Annotated in this window: 13 protein-coding genes and 1 pseudogene; 5 read left to right on the top strand and 9 right to left on the bottom strand. The window is 62.6% G+C overall.

Features of this window, described 5'->3' with window-relative positions; all coding sequences use genetic code 11:
* Positions 1 to 313: 313 nt before the first annotated feature.
* Complete coding sequence (locus tag MYMAC_RS36690; protein WP_157757465.1) at positions 314 to 1,441, bottom strand: hypothetical protein; 1,128 nt, start codon at positions 1,439 to 1,441, stop codon at positions 314 to 316.
* Positions 1,442 to 1,696: 255 nt separating this feature from the next.
* Here MYMAC_RS36690 and MYMAC_RS07550 point away from each other — a divergent pair, with 255 nt between their 5' ends.
* The gene (locus tag MYMAC_RS07550) at positions 1,697 to 2,845 is read left to right on the top strand and encodes an IS4 family transposase (protein ID WP_095961458.1); all 1,149 of its coding nucleotides are present in this window, start codon (positions 1,697 to 1,699) and stop codon (positions 2,843 to 2,845) included.
* A 168-nt stretch (positions 2,846 to 3,013) separates the two neighbouring features.
* Positions 3,014 to 4,795, top strand: a complete 1,782-nt coding sequence (locus MYMAC_RS07545; protein WP_095961507.1) for a DUF4209 domain-containing protein — start codon at positions 3,014 to 3,016, stop codon at positions 4,793 to 4,795.
* Positions 4,796 to 5,010: 215 nt separating this feature from the next.
* Here the strand turns inward: MYMAC_RS07545 and MYMAC_RS07540 are convergent, their stop codons facing one another.
* From MYMAC_RS07540 to MYMAC_RS36685, 3 genes are all read right to left on the bottom strand, one after another.
* Positions 5,011 to 5,439 carry a hypothetical protein gene (locus MYMAC_RS07540; RefSeq protein WP_157757464.1) on the bottom strand — a complete coding sequence of 143 codons (429 nt, stop codon included), beginning with the start codon at positions 5,437 to 5,439 and terminating at the stop codon, positions 5,011 to 5,013.
* Positions 5,440 to 5,686: 247 nt separating this feature from the next.
* Positions 5,687 to 5,989: a helix-turn-helix domain-containing protein gene (locus MYMAC_RS07535; protein ID WP_095957570.1), complete on the bottom strand. Its 303-nt coding sequence runs from the start codon at positions 5,987 to 5,989 to the stop codon at positions 5,687 to 5,689.
* A 315-nt stretch (positions 5,990 to 6,304) separates the two neighbouring features.
* Positions 6,305 to 6,493 carry a hypothetical protein gene (locus tag MYMAC_RS36685; protein WP_157757463.1) on the bottom strand — a complete coding sequence of 63 codons (189 nt, stop codon included), beginning with the start codon at positions 6,491 to 6,493 and terminating at the stop codon, positions 6,305 to 6,307.
* Between the two features lie 52 nt (positions 6,494 to 6,545).
* On the opposite strand from MYMAC_RS36685, the gene MYMAC_RS36680 reads away from it, so the two are divergent.
* Both MYMAC_RS36680 and MYMAC_RS07525 read left to right on the top strand, forming a co-directional pair.
* Entirely contained in the window at positions 6,546 to 6,866 is a 321-nt protein-coding gene (locus tag MYMAC_RS36680; RefSeq protein WP_157757462.1) for a hypothetical protein, read from the top strand.
* Positions 6,867 to 6,911: 45 nt separating this feature from the next.
* A protein-coding gene (locus tag MYMAC_RS07525) for an IS3 family transposase (protein WP_095957569.1) occupies positions 6,912 to 8,491 on the top strand; the annotation gives its coding sequence in 2 pieces (ribosomal slippage) (positions 6,912 to 7,388 and positions 7,391 to 8,491; 1,578 coding nt in all).
* Positions 8,492 to 9,106: 615 nt separating this feature from the next.
* Here the strand turns inward: MYMAC_RS07525 and MYMAC_RS07515 are convergent.
* Together MYMAC_RS07515 and MYMAC_RS36675 are read right to left on the bottom strand one after the other, a co-directional pair.
* Positions 9,107 to 9,769 carry a class I SAM-dependent methyltransferase gene (locus MYMAC_RS07515; RefSeq protein WP_095957568.1) on the bottom strand — a complete coding sequence of 221 codons (663 nt, stop codon included), beginning with the start codon at positions 9,767 to 9,769 and terminating at the stop codon, positions 9,107 to 9,109.
* Between the two features lie 259 nt (positions 9,770 to 10,028).
* On the bottom strand, positions 10,029 to 10,166 hold the full coding sequence (locus MYMAC_RS36675; protein WP_157757461.1) for a hypothetical protein: 138 nt from the start codon (positions 10,164 to 10,166) through the stop codon (positions 10,029 to 10,031).
* A gap of 405 nt (positions 10,167 to 10,571) precedes the next feature.
* Between MYMAC_RS36675 and MYMAC_RS07510 the strand changes: the two genes are divergently transcribed.
* Positions 10,572 to 11,483: a hypothetical protein gene (locus MYMAC_RS07510; RefSeq protein WP_157757460.1), complete on the top strand. Its 912-nt coding sequence runs from the start codon at positions 10,572 to 10,574 to the stop codon at positions 11,481 to 11,483.
* A gap of 96 nt (positions 11,484 to 11,579) precedes the next feature.
* Here MYMAC_RS07510 and MYMAC_RS07505 read toward each other — a convergent pair whose 3' ends face one another.
* The 3 genes and pseudogenes from MYMAC_RS07505 to MYMAC_RS07500 form a co-directional block, all read right to left on the bottom strand.
* On the bottom strand, positions 11,580 to 12,524 hold the full coding sequence (locus MYMAC_RS07505) for a hypothetical protein (RefSeq protein WP_239989396.1): 945 nt from the start codon (positions 12,522 to 12,524) through the stop codon (positions 11,580 to 11,582).
* Between the two features lie 24 nt (positions 12,525 to 12,548).
* Positions 12,549 to 12,704 (bottom strand): annotated as a pseudogene (locus MYMAC_RS38610) (HNH endonuclease); the annotation flags it as partial.
* A 289-nt stretch (positions 12,705 to 12,993) separates the two neighbouring features.
* The gene (locus MYMAC_RS07500; RefSeq protein WP_157757459.1) at positions 12,994 to 14,022 is read right to left on the bottom strand and encodes a hypothetical protein; all 1,029 of its coding nucleotides are present in this window, start codon (positions 14,020 to 14,022) and stop codon (positions 12,994 to 12,996) included.
* Between the last annotated feature and the right edge of the window lie 433 nt (positions 14,023 to 14,455).

Genomic DNA, 14,455 nt, shown 5'->3' with positions numbered 1-14,455 from the left:
CGGCGCGCGCCGGCAGGTCCAGGTGTGCGTCGCGTCGACGCGCCTCTTCGATTCGGAGCGGGGAGCCCTCGCCTCCAAGAGCACTCCGAAGATGACAGCGTGGCGCGCCGCCTCCCGCGCCCAGGCAGCGTGCGGTGGCGCGTCGCCTTCGTCGATGACCGGGGAGCACTCCCAATGCGCGCCTTCGTCCAGGTCCTCGCCTGTCTACCGGGGCCGCCCACTTCCAGGAGCAAGTCAGCGTCGCGGAGCGCAAGTCGCGGATTCGCCGACAGTATTTGCCAGAGACCGGCCCCACCACGCGGCGAACTCGCACTTATTTCTCTTTAAGAAAGCGCTGCAACCGCTGACGCATGGCGCCCTTGGAGATGCTTGCGTCATACCGAACATAGACCACTGCAACTCCGTGTTCGTCACACAGACGCTTCTTCAAGGCGTCGCGCTCCTTCGTCTGAGCAAAGGCCCGCTCCCCACCAAAGACCTCCAGCGGACGATAATGTTGTTCGCCCTGGTGCTCAACAGCGAGATTTAACTCCGGCAAGAATATATCCAACCGCATCCGGCCAAGCCATGAAGGCGAGTTCTCCCGCAGGACTCGGTAGTTCGGAAACAGGTCTCGTATCACCCCATACAAGGCGGCCTCTCGAACCCAGCGACTCAGTCCAAGAACTTGCTGCACCTCTGCTCTCGCGGTCTTCTCGTCGCTTTTCATGTCGATCCGCACCTGATCGACGTAGGCTGCGAAACCCGTCTCGATGCTAGTGCCATAGCGGCGCAGACGCTCCGCCGCCCCTGCACGCGCGACACAAAGGTGACAGACCCCTTCCTGATATACAGCAGGCGCGAGCAATTCCTCCACCTGATGCGGCCATGATCCATCTGCATATCGCGGCTTCAGGTTCGCGGCCTCACTCAGCATCTGTGCATGCGCAGCCTTCGCACAGGAACAGAACACGCGAACTCCGGTAAGCATATGGTCAAACGAAACCGACCGATAGCCCTGAAGCAGGCGCCCAGGATTAAAGCTCGCAATCAATGGCTGCTGGTGATCTCCATCATCACGGAGGCGGTCAAGAATCTTACGGAAAAGCGAACCAGGCAGAACGAGATGGTTGATACGAAAGCAGTGGTTCGTTTGCCGCTTGAGCGACCGGACACTCATTTGTGTAGTGCGCTCGATTCCAAAGCCATAACTGATTGGTCGCACCTCAAGACCGGTTGCCTCGATCTCCACTGCCTCAACAACATCTCCCGGCAGGGTAGAGAATCTCACTTCCATATACCACGTGTCGTACCCACTATCGACCAGCGCAGGCAGCGTGGCGAAGCGACTTCGAAAGTACTCGGGCAGTCGGACGACGGGAGGCTTGCACAGGCGCTCGCGCAACCGTTCTTCGAACCGCTCGAAAAGGTACGCCTCCAGAGCGCGCTCGACGGCACTCACAGGCGATACGCCAGGCGCACGAAGGTCCTGGCAGATCCGCGGTACGAGGTCCCCACCATCAAGCACTACTGTGAACCGAGCCATCACTCAAGCATAGAGCCAACAGGAGCTCTTGGGTGGCACCTGAGTCGTCCCCTCATTTGAGCCGAGCGTCAAGGGCCGTCCCCAGCGGTTGGCTGGTGCCGGAGCAGCGCGGGAAGCGGCAGTGAGGCGCGCGCTTTTCGGCGCCAGAGGTTGTCCTGCATCGTGCGGAGCATGTCGAAATCCATAACGCACGCCGAGGTGCATCGGTTCATTGAGGAAGCCGTCGGCCCGGACACCCATGCCAAGCGTGTGCTGTCGCTGTCCAATGCCACCTTGGGCGCCGTGCACGCCGCCAGCCTCTCGGTGAGGGCCATCGGACTGGCGCTCTCCCAGGCGCGGGGGTTGGAAGGCAAGCACGCCATCAAGCAGGTGGACCGACTGCTGTCCAACTCTGGCGTCGACGTGTGGCGACTGTTCGCGCAGTGGGTGCCCTTCGTGGTGGCCGAGCGCAAAGCGGTGACAGTCACCATTGACTGGACGGACTTCGAGTCGGACGACCACACCACGGTCGCCATCCAGCTTGTCACCCGCCACGGCCGCGCCACGCCGTTGCTGTGGAAGACGGTGCCCAAGAGCGAGTTGGCCGGGCAGCGCAATGCCCATGAGGACGCGTTGCTGGAGCGGTTGCACCAGGTGCTGCCCTCCGACGTGGAGGTGACGGTGCTCGCGGACCGAGGATTCGGAGACGTCGCCCTGTATGAATTGCTGGACAGACTCAGCTTCGGCTACGTCATTCGCTTTCGTGGCGTCGTGCACGTCGAAAGTGCCGGAGGGGAGGTGCACAAGGCGAAGGAGTGGGTGCCCCCGACGGGCCGTCCGAAGTTGCTGCGCGGAGCGCGCGTCACCCAGGCCCGTTTCGGCGTGGGTGCCGTCGTCTGCGTGCACCAGAAGGGAATGAAAGAGGCCTGGTTTCTGGCGGCCAGCAGCAAGGAAGCCACTGCCACCGAGTTGGTGAAGGCCTACGGACGTCGCTTCACCTGCGAGGAGACGCACCGGGACATCAAGGACTTGCGCTTCGGCATGGGCCTGTCCGCCATCGCTATCGGCACCTGCGAGCGCCGCGACAGACTGTTGCTGCTGTCCGCCTTCGCCATGGCGCTGCTGAGGCTGCTCGGCGCTGCGGGCGAAGCGACGGGGCTCGACAGGAAGTTCCGCGCCGACACCCGTAAGACGCGCGAGTACTCTCTCTTTCGGCAAGGCATCATCTACTACGGCGCCCTCGCCAACATGCGAGAGGAGTGGCTCCGCCCCCTCATGGAGAAATTCGCCGAGCTCATCCGCGAGCAGGCCGTCTTCCGCGAGGCATTCGGCTTCATTTGATTCGAATGAGGGGACGGCTCAGGGGTGGCACAAGAGGCAACCCGAGGCACCACTCTCCAGGACGATTGGAGATGGTAAGCTAGGACAGAAGCGCCTTGTCCTACATCGACGAACCGTGGGAAGGCGATGTGCGCTATCAAGGGAGCCCAGCATTAACATGAGGACGGTATGAACCTTGACGAAATCCTCGCCGCCAAATTGACAACCGCCATCTCGGGAGCGGAACGCTGGTCTGACTTGGCGGATGCGCTTCGACGCCCCACAAATCCTCAAGAAGATGATCCTGCCTCGGCAGCAATCATCGCATTTGACTACGTACTTCATGCGGGACCACGCGCCCAAGAACGCGAGCAGTGGGGCGAGTTCGGACCGGCGGTCTCAACACAAGGCCACGCATACCCACCCCCACTCAAAACAATCCCCGACCCAACGCTAAGCCAATGGGCCCGGCTCGCGGATACCATTAAGCACCCAATCGTCTCCTCGCGCCTAAATGACCTGCTCTGGACAAGAAAATGGAAACCCAAGCCACATGAAAGGGCTCGCGTTGCCATATCTTCGTACCTCGACCTCGGGAAGAGTGATTGGCACCCCATTCTTCGCGCCGAGTGCCTAGCTCGAGCACTCGAACTCACCCTCGCACTGAATGACCAGGAGGGTGCCGCCAGAGCTGTGACTCAAATTATCTCTGCCGCATGGGAGGCACTAGCTCAAGAAAAGCCAGTGCCAGGAGTGACTCTCCGCCTCATCGAAACGCTCACACCAGCATCCAGCATGGCCCCGCCAGCCGACATTGATTCGCTACTCCAAAGAGCAGCGCAGAAATATGGCGCAGACCCGCACCTATTTGAATCCATAAAAGACCTAGAGGCCAACTGGGCACGGAAGACACCAGATAAAGCAATCCGCGCTGCACGCGACAAAGCGGAACGATGGAGGGATGTCGCGCTAGCCTCATCAGGCCTTCAGCGGCACGTCTTTCTCCAGAAAGCACTGGAGGTTGCCCGTCAACATGGATTCCGAGATCTCGTAGCAACCGCACGCGCTGAGCTGCAGAACATGCGGCCAGAATCGCTCGGCCTCCATGTTCACGAATTCTCCGTTGAGTTTCCGCAGGAGGCTCTAGACTGGCTTCTAGGTCACATGAGTGGCGGCGCGGACTGGCGTGAGTGCTTACGTCGGTTTGGGGGGCACGGACCACCTACAGACACGCCAGAGGAGAACATTGCGACAGCACAAAAATTAATGCGAGACTATCCATTGCAGTTCATGGCCGAACGATTTGTCCTGGATTCTGAGGGGCGGCCGATTCGGCGAGTTTCTACTCCAGAGGAACATCTTGAAGCTGGTGTCATCGATCTTGAAACTCGGCAGATTCATCTCTGGGGCCATCTGGCGCCGCTGTGCCTGAAGTCGATCTTCGACAAACACCAACGCCCCTCGCCGGAAGAAGCGACAGTCTTCTTCACAACTGACATCATCTCCAAGGAGATTGCAGAACGAATTAGCCGGTCACTTCTTCTCTACCTAGACAACCAGTTCGACGACGCACTTCATGTCCTTATTCCTCGGCTTGAGACCATCATTCGTGACCTCTGCATTATCATCGGCGCGGTCATCATACGAGAACCTGATGGAGCTAAAACAGGAGGTGTCGTAGCGCTTGGTGAATTGATGAGTCAGCTCCAAGGCAACTTTCCCGAACCGTGGCGGCGGTACCTGCGGAACTTGCTTAACGAACCCATCGGACTGAACCTCCGGAACCGTGTTTGTCATGGACTGCTGGCCCGCGGCGGTCCATCAGAAGCAGCGCTAGCACTCCATGCAGCGTGCTTCCTTCGGCTCCTCAACCATCGGCAGCGGTCATCTTCGAACCAGGCAACTCAGGAGCCTCCTTCTGGCGGCAGCGGCTCCCAGGAACCAGCCAGCGGGCCGCGCAGTGAGTCCTGACGAAGAGGGCGATTGAACACCAGGGTGCGCCTGTTCCCCCCAAGACCCGGTCGCTACGCCATGGGTGCGTCGATTCCGGGTCAGGCAGTGCGGCAATCCGCGCGAGCGAGACGCTCAAATGACATCTTCAGCTCAGCGCGTCCTCCGGAGTGAAACGTTCCGACCCCAGGTGGATGGAAGGCCCTCCTCCAACCTGAGGAGGAGGGCCTTCATTCCTAAGCGGAGGCCACCGGCTTACTGATGTCCTCGGCAGCATCCGATTGTGCGGCCTCAGCGACGGTGAGCTGCTGCTTCAGTTTGGCGGATTCCGCGGCGACGACTTCGGCCTGTTTTTTCTGCTTCGTCGCCTCCGCCTCCGACTGCTCTGCGCGCACACGCATCGCCTGCTCGCGCTCGCGAGCCGCCTCTGCCTGCTGACGAGCAGCTTCCGCCTGGCGCTGCGCCTGCTGCGCCTCCCGGGCCGCAATTGCGGCCTGATTTTCAGCCTGCAGCCGCTGCTGGTTCTCCCGCTGCAACTCGGCCCGGAGCCACGCCAGCGGCTTCTTCCCTACCCAGTAGGCGCCGCCCACGAAGGCTACAGCCGCCACGCCGAGTACCCACTTCACTGCCGTTCCAAAATTTACCTTCATCGCTTGCTTCTCCATCAGCGTTCGGCGCGAAGGGCCATGGCCCATCCGCCGCATTCGTCTTGAGTCAGATCGTTGCATTGCTGAATCCCCACCCAGTCCCACGTCCAGCGACACCCGACCTTGACGGAGAGCCCCTTTAGGGCCTACCTGTTGCCCAGAGCATTTGCGGTAGCACTGGCCAGCATCGTCAGGTGCCGTGCCGAGCATCAAACGAGGGGGGTCGCGCGCCAACGCGATCCCCCTTTTGATTGCCCGGCGTTCGTCACGAAGCGCCCGAAGCGTTCGGGCCCGAGGGCGTGCTCTCACCCTCGCTCCCACCTCCTTTCTCCTTCTCGGCTGCCACATCGAAGAGCTTCACGATGAGGTACGCGAGCCCTCCCACCGCAGCGGCTCCCAGCACGAACTTCGCGAGAGCTGGCCCGGCATCTGGCCGCTTATCGAGGCTTTCCCGCAGCCCCGTCATGACGGCCTCCGCAGCCCCCGTGGGCTTGGCTTCGCCGGTCTCCCAGCGATGGGCTGTTCGGAGGTCCACTCCAAGCAGGGACGCAAACTGCGCGGGCTCCATCCGCAGTCGCTCCCGGAGTGCTCGAATTTCACTTGCCGTCCATGACATGTAGGACAGAATGACAAGATGCAAGCATCCTGTCAACCACATGTCCGCATGGGTGCTGCCAACCCGCAACGCGATGCACCACGTTATGCCGAGTGACCTGTCCACGGGCGCTTGCGGGTCTCGGCGACCACGATTGAGGACGGCCGTCGGAGTGTGCGAGCAATCAGTCGGGAAAGCCCGTCGACGCCCCTGGGCTGCTGCTGCACCTGTGCCCTGGGCGTGGCGGCCAGGAGCAGCACACCAGATGGTCTGACATCACCGTCAGGCTCATGGCCACGCCAGGTCGATGTGGAGCAGCGGGTCCGCGGGCATCTCCACCTTCGCGGCTCGTGCCGCGCGGAAGGCCTCGCCCAACACGCCGATGTCCGAGGCCGCGGGCACCTGGCCGTCCAGCCAGAAGCGGCTCTCCGTCTCCGCACGCAGGTGGCTCTGCACCCAGCCGGCGAGCATCGGCATCTGCTCCTCGACGTTGGAGCGCGCTGCGCGCCAGCATCGCACTGAGGAAGCCATGGACGGCACTCGCACGGACGGCGCGCGCGTAGGCGAGCTGCTTGTCGCTGACGGCCTGGCGGGGCGGCACCTCCAGCCCCTCCACGGTGAGGACCACGTGCGGCAGGATGGCGTGGACACAGCCCGCCTCGAGCTGGTCCGCGAGCGCGTCAGCCGCATCACGCCGCTGGGCCGCGCGCGCAGTTCGGGCCGAGGTGATGCCGAATCGCTCTTCCAGGGCCTGGGGCGTGGGCCCTGTCGTGCGCGGAACCTGTTCGTCCACCCCGAGGACGGTGGCGTGGAGGGCCCCCTGTGTCAGGGAAGTTGTCGCCTCGGCTGACCGGCCGAGTTGACCACCCCCGGGGGCGAGTACAGGCAGGTAGCTGTGTCGTACACGGATGCATTCAAGGCGGAGATGGTGAAGCGGATGGTGGGGCCAGGCGCGGTGAGTGCTGCGGCGCTCGCCCGCCAGGTGGGAGTCTCGCAGCCGACGCTGTCGCAGTGGTTGCGCGAGGCGCGTAGGGTAGCGGCGATGACGCCGCCGCCCGAGGAGAAGAAGCCCGCTGGCCCGAAGAAGTGGACGCCCGAGGAGAAGCTGCGCGTGCTGGTGGTGGCCCAGGGGCTTGAGGGTGAGAAGTTGGGGGCGTTGCTGCGCCGCGAGGGGCTGCACGAGGCGCAGTTGAAGGAGTGGCGGCAGGTGGCTGCCGGGGCCCTGTCGGGCGAGTCCTCCGGGCCACTGACGGCCAGCCAGCGTCGCCGACTGGCCTCGTCGGAGAAGCGCGTGAAGGAGCTGGAGCGGGAGCTGCGGCGCAAGGAGAAGGCGCTGGCCGAGACGGCGGCGCTGCTGGTGCTCGAAAAAAAACTTCAGGGGATGGGCTGGGACGAGAAGTCCCCGGAAGACGAGGACGACGCAGTGGACGAGAGGCGCGAGAAATGACGCTTGCCCTCGTCGACGAGGCGCTGGAGAAGGGCGTGAGGCTGGAGGCCGTCTGCGAGCGACTCGGGGTGACGTCTCGCACCGTCCAGCGCTGGAGGAAGCCCGAAACGGCCCAGGACGGCAGGTGCGGTCCGCATACCCGGCCCGCCAACCGGCTGTCGGAAGTGGAGAGACGCCGCATCCTGGCAGTGGCCAACAGCGAGGAGTTCCGCGACGTCTCGCCCAAGCAGATTGTGCCCCGGCTGGCCGACAGGGGCGAGTACGTGGCCAGCGAGGCGAGCATCTACCGGGTGCTGCGCGAGGCGGGGCAACTCACCCACCGAGGCTGCGCCAGGGCCCCCACGCCCAGGCTCCGGGCCGAGCACCTGGCCACCGGGCCCAATCAGGTGTGGAGCTGGGACATCACCTACCTGAAGGGCCCGGTGAAGGGAGCCTTCCTCTACCTGTACCTGGTGGTGGACGTCTTCAGCCGGCGCATCATGGGCTTCGCGGTACACGAGGAGGAGTCGTCCGAGCATGCCGCGGCCCTCATCCGCCGCTGCTGGCAGGAGGCGGGCTGTCCCGAGGGGCTGGTATTGCACTCGGACAACGGCGGCCCGATGAAGGGCGCCACGCTGCTGGCCACCCTGCAATGGCTGGGCGTGACGCCCTCCTTCAGCCGGCCCCGCGTCTCGGACGACAACGCCTTCTCCGAGGCTCTCTTCCGTACGCTGAAGTACCGCCCCAGCTTCCCGCGGCGCCCCTTCGCATCCGTCGAGGACGCGCACTGCTGGGTGACGCGCTTCGTGCATTGGTACAACACCGAGCACCTGCACTCCGCCATCCGCTTCGTCACGCCTGACGACAGACACTTCAGTCGCGAGACGGCGCTGCTCGCCCGGCGCCATCAGGTGTACCAGCGCGCCCAAGCCCGTCATCCTGAGCGATGGAGCCGCCACACTCGAGACTGGACACCGGCAGGCCCGGTGCGCCTCAACCCCTCCCCGAACCCCACCCCGGCAGTGCAGGAGTTGAAGCGCATCGGTTGAACTCTCTCACGCGACAACTACCTTGACGCTCACCGAGGGCACCATTCTCTTCCGTCACCTCGACATAGGCGTCCCGGGCATGCCGGGCACTCGCGACGCTCCGCACGCGGTACAGCCCCGGCGCCGCCACCCGCACCGTGGCCGTGCCGCTGCCCTGGCGGTTGAGGTCCGCCGTCCCACGCAGCCACCGCACGCGGCACTCAGCGCCTGCGGGCTGGAGCTCAGCGACGCCGCCGCGCCGCTCATGGACGAATACTTCCACCGTCAGCTCCCGCCGGCCATCGGCCTCCTGCTCCACATCCTGCGTCAGCCGCATCCGCATGGGGGCGCCTCCTCCGATAGCAGTAGGCGTCGGGCGCGTGGGAGGGGCAATCCCCCAAGGGAGGTAGGCGTCAGCGGTGGACACGGCCCCAGGGCATTCACAGCTCCGCTGATCCTCCAGCGGATGATTGCACCTCCCGAAAACTCGGCCGCTGCGTCATCGCCACGACTGACGGGAGTTTCGCGGCACAGTTGATGCCGTACGTCAGGAACGATGCAAACGGTCCCGCGCACTCGGGAGGGCCAAGGGACGCCTTCGCAGGAACCTACGGGCTCACTGCCTCCGCCCCGTACTCAGGGGTACGGCTTCTCATTTCGATGCAGCACCAGGACACTCACGTCGAGATACGAGGACACGAGCGTGGATGCATGGGGTTCCCATGGCGTCACAACAGACCTGAACCCGACCTCGTTGCCCACGTAGAAATACTTCTCGGCCAGCCTAAAATCTTGCACCGTCAGCCTAGAGTCCGACAGCGCAACCCGTCCCCACTTGCCCATCCGGAAGGGTCTAGTCCGCATGATAAAAATGCATCCGGACTTCAGTGCGTATGCCGCACCCTGAATTAGTCCTCGGCGTCTCTTCGTGTAGGTCCGAGCCAACGCGCTCTGTCCGGCTGCCACATCACGGAAGAGGTTCTGATAAACAAGTCGCTCCACAACCATATCGAATGAGCCGGGGGCCTCCTCACGAAACGTAGTTGCATCTTTTTCGAGGAAGGTAAGACGTCGGCGAACAACCTTACTCAGCCGCTGCACTCTCCGCCGTGCCTCCTCAACTGCGGCACGGTCTTTCTCCACTGCGACTACCTTCCACCCGTGACTGGCCAGAAAGATTGCTTCCGTGCCGTGACCCGCACCGAGTTCGAGTGCGCGGCCGGGCTTAAGCATTGACAGCAGGACGGCGAGTTCGCCCGTTGGCCAATCGATCCGAGTATCATATCCCAGGAAGCCCATGGCCTAACTATACACTACCCGCCGCCTCTATCCCACATCCGGCAACCACATCCCGCGCACGTCATCCGGAGCGAGCAAGCCGCGGACGACGTTTCCTTCATGCATCGAAACCGTGCGGAATCAACAAGAGCGAAGCCTAGCTCTGAGGTTCTGGAGCCTCCCCGCTGCTCCAGTCCTCTGGGTCCTTCCACGTTGAGCTGAAACGCTCTGGGCAACGCTGGGCGCGCGACCCCACCGGGTCCGCCGCCACACCTCTGGGTCACTCCTCCTGCGTGCTCTCGCGCTGCGGCAGCTCGTCGTACCCAAGCTTCTTGAGGATAGACTGCGCCATGGCCTGGTCGTAGCCCGTGCCGCCAAGGCACTGGTTCCGCACCTCGTGCGCCAAGGCGCGCTTCACTTTCACATCCAGATGGGACGTCTTGAGCGCCTTCAATAGGACGTCCAGTTCCGCTGGTTTCCACTCGCTTGCTGGCATCTGTCTCTCTGCGTTTGGGAAGGAGCCAGTCTACACCGGTTGCGCATGAGCGCTTCCCACATTGGGTAGCGCATGCACCAAACGTAGTCGCCGCATCATGAGCGCATCAAGGCCGCACTGCGTCAGGAAGATGCGAGAGACGTGCTCGCAGACATCGAGCACCACCGTCACCGATAGGTAGAGGGAATTACCGGAGGCATCGCGCACCTCGTTCTGGACCGGGAAGCATCCACCGCCGCCCATGAAGCGCCCAGGAAGCTCCCGTTCGAGAAGAAGCAGTCACGACTGCTTCCCACGGCCGGAGTGGTTTGTGTGATGATGGGCCACATGACGGCCGATGACTCTTCGACTCCGGCAAAGCCACAGGATGAACTACTGGAACTACTGGACGAGGTCATCAACGCCTACGTCGTGACGAAGCGGCGTTTCCCGCTCCTGCTCGCGACAACCATGTCCATCGACAAGCTCATCGACCGCCTCCGCAGTCAGAACACGGGCCCCAGAGCGCCGGGGCTATGGAACGATGCTGTGTTGCAACTCCTTCGCGATAGCTTCGATGTCTTCGTCATCGACCTCGCATCCATCCGAGAGCGCCTTGTTGAGGGCTCTGGCCTTCTGAACCGCCTGAAAAAAGACTGCGCCCGCTTGCGGCGGTGTGAGCCATCGGAGATCCCTCCGCAACCCATAATGCTCTTCGGCGACATGCGAGGCGCGGATCGCGCTCGCATCGAAGCAGAGACACAGCAGCATAACCGTGAGCGCATCGCAGGAAGTATCAATGCGTCCCTGGCTCGCCTATTTCCCGATGAGTACCCAGTCACTCCAGAAGGCGTAGGGGCGCTCATTAGACGATTCATGAAGAGCACAGAACCCGTGGTCAGAGACCGCAATCACGTCCGTGCGCACCGTTACGAGTACCGCAGCTTCGACCGGCACCAGTACTTTCAGCCACTGGATGAGATCCAAGGACAGCTCGACATCTTCGAGCAGCTTCTGGGCGACCTCTTTCACGTCCTCAGGTGGGGGGTTGTCGGCTTCGAACTGCAGTTCGAAGCCGACTCGGAGGGAGCCGCTGAGGATCTGGCAGATCTCATGGTCCACGGATCCATCAACGATGCCGTCAATGTTTACAAGGTAGCACAGCAGACTCCTGAGAATCCCGTGCCCTGGTACTACGCGCGCAGGAACAGGTTCTTTGAAGCGCAACCTGGACCTGGGAAGGACAACAACCAAGGCTGAGCTGTCCGAGAATCAGGGACACATGGCTTGGTCAACATCTTGAGCCGTAACTTACGAGACACCTGGGCCAGTGCGAACACGTTCGCACTGGCCATACTATTTTCCGTGGTGCTCGACCTGAGCCGTCATTCGCTGAATCGTTTCGGCGACATCCAGGGCTGCATTCCCTGTTCGTACCGACGAAAACTCGTGCACCGCAAGCACATTTTCCGACAGGGATATGTCGCCAAATCTCACGACGAAGTTGTCCGTCCGGTATAGCGTCACCCACGCGAACAGCGACGGATGCACGTATGAAATGGTGACGGCATGCTCTTCTGTCGGCACTAATGGAGCTGTATCGTGAGGAAGCTGCGTGACGAAGCGTAAGTCGACAGCCACTTCGTCCTGTCCCAGGTCACTCCGATGTCGGATGTCCTCTCCAAGCACGTACTTGCGCAGCTCGTCGAACTCCGGAGAGAGGGCAAATTCGGGGCTGACGCGCGCAGCCAGAACGTTGAACGCGATCTTTGCCACTGCCCGATTCACATCATCGGGTCGTATTTCCAAGTTCACTCGGACGCTCGGCTGAGGGATCGATTGTACCTCTGCTTGCTGATTGCCCGCAGTAATGAGGGCCACGTGATGCTTGTATGCAGATGCCCAGTCCTTCTCAAGCACCTCAATAGCATTCCTAGCGTCGGCATCGGTCTGCGCGCGAATGAAACCATCGCGCTCTCTGTGCATCACGAGCCGCGCAGTTGGACCTGCCGCTTCGGGGCCGAGCTTGACGTGCATCGCCCTGAGCTGCCCGCTCTCAATCTTCTTCGTCACGAAGGCATGAAGACGATCAAGGCTGCTCACGTCGGCCGTTACGATAGCGACGTGATTGGTTTCGCCAACCACGGCCACGTGAACTTGCGGAAGCATTGAGGCACTAACACCGTTGATGAGAGCGACTTCGAGAACCAGCCCGGACTTGCCTTCTTGAACAAAGTGCTCCCCTCCAAGCTGCACATCAAAAGCATCCTTGGGCGTGGCAGCAATGCGAGAGAATGCCACGAAGGACCGCTCGGCCAACGCTTGGTCGAGGCGCGAAAGGCGCCCAGAGTTGCAGTCTTTGCAAAGGATTAACGCAACGAGATCCCCACCAAGGGAGCGCGGCAAGACGTGCTCGCGCGTCGGCTCACGGACCTGCCTGCAGTAGATGCATGTGATTGTCGCGGGGGCGGGAGTGGTCATCCGTGGAGACTACCTCATTTAGAGATGCGGTAAGCTGTGCCAGCACTGCTCATGCGCCCGGCGAATGTGGCCCTTTACTTCCGAAGCTTGGGCGCTGCGTCATGAGGGGGACAAGGCTGCGTCGGGACATGCAGCGCTTCCTGGTACGCCCGCCATGGGCGGGTAGGCGAGTTCAGCCCGCTGGGTGCGCCTGCCCAAACAAGGCGCACCCCAGCACGCTGCAGACTGTATCCAGAAGGCCACGACTCGTCGGCGGCGGATAGAGTGCTGCGCAGAGCTGAAGCGCAGGCTAGTTGTCGTCGCCCTCATCTCCCATGAGGGGAGCGCGTACCCCAGGCAGGTTTCGCTGAAGGCGCTTCCGCACTCGTTCCAGATGACGGCTATCCCACCCGTTCTCCCTGGCGGCCTCCGTCTCGGAAGCACTATCGAGGCGAGCAAGCAGCAGCGTGCGAGCTTCCCTGTCCAAATTCACCTTGGCGACGCCATCCAACGTTTCGAAGCGAGAGAGCTGCTGGGCGTTCCGCGGATCTCCATCTTGTTGGTCCAAATGGAGCACCGGGTCCTCGCTCCAGTCCTTGCGGAGGAAGACGTAGCCTCCTTTGCGCCCCCCAGTGATATCGAGCGCCTTCTCACGCTGGCGCAACTTGAACACCGTGCCCCTGAGATAGGCAATGGGGTCGCTTGCGTTCGGCCAGTTCGACTTAATGAGGGCCTCCGCAACAAGATGAGCAGCTCTCGGGTTGAGGCGCAGCGTCTTCGTCGTGAACTGCTGCACCAGGGCCATTTCCGTTCCGTGGAGGGAATACTCCACGAAGGCGCAGCGAGCGAAGACCTCCCAATTCTCGCGCCGGGTCAACTCGACGAGGTTCCACACCCAATCAGGGATGTTGCGCGCAGCACACGCCACTCCCTCGAGCATGGGCGAAAGGTCGAGAACGGCCGGGGCGATGGAGAACTTCCATTGATGCCCCACCTCCTCCAGAACAGGCTGCGCCCACACGACGACCCTACGCACGGCCTCAACGACGATAGGTGCGGCCCTGCGGGCCAACTCTGCCATGCCCACCATGATGGGGTACACCTCCATCACAAGGGGAGAGAGGACCTCCTTCAGCGCGGCCTCGTAATCGGCTCCCTCGTTGTCGAGCCACAGAGGGCTCGGCACGCCGCTGGCCTGAGAAGCACCATGGGCGTCAGCCACCGCAGGCCTTTCGGGCGTGGCATCCAGGACCAGCTCCTGTGCTGTGGTGGGGGACTCCGATTTGATGCAGTCGGACGAGCTCGGCTGAGGGTCCACGGGAGAATCGTTCGTACTCATGATTCGCAGTCCATGGCGTCAATTCGGTTGAAGACGGCAGGCGGAGCTGACACCGCGGAATCTCGCGCCCTACAAACCAGGGCACGGGCTGCATGGCACTTCGGGACATGCGCCCCAAAAAAAGTTGAGGTGGGCCTCCGGTGAGGGGGCCCCGACAAGCGGCCACGCTACCCCAGGGGCCTCGGAGCGGCCTGGCACAGCGCCGCCACAAGGAAGAGTGGGCCTAGGTATGACACCGACCAGCACGCCGTTCCCGCGAGGCCGGCACCGTCAATGCTGGGCCGCGAGTTGCGCGACCAATGCAGCGGAGGCCGACCTCGCGCTGGCGCCAAGCTGCGACGAGCCCGGTCCCCAGGGAAGGGTCCGAAACGCCAAGCCGGTGCCGCCCCCTCATAGCGGGCAACATGAAGACCCACACACACTCACCTTCGCG

Origin of the sequence: Corallococcus macrosporus DSM 14697, from assembly GCF_002305895.1 — a bacterium.
GTDB lineage: Bacteria > Myxococcota > Myxococcia > Myxococcales > Myxococcaceae > Myxococcus > Myxococcus macrosporus.
The sequence above is the reverse complement of the archived record's forward strand: the minus strand, read 5'-3'. Positions and strand labels throughout refer to the sequence as shown.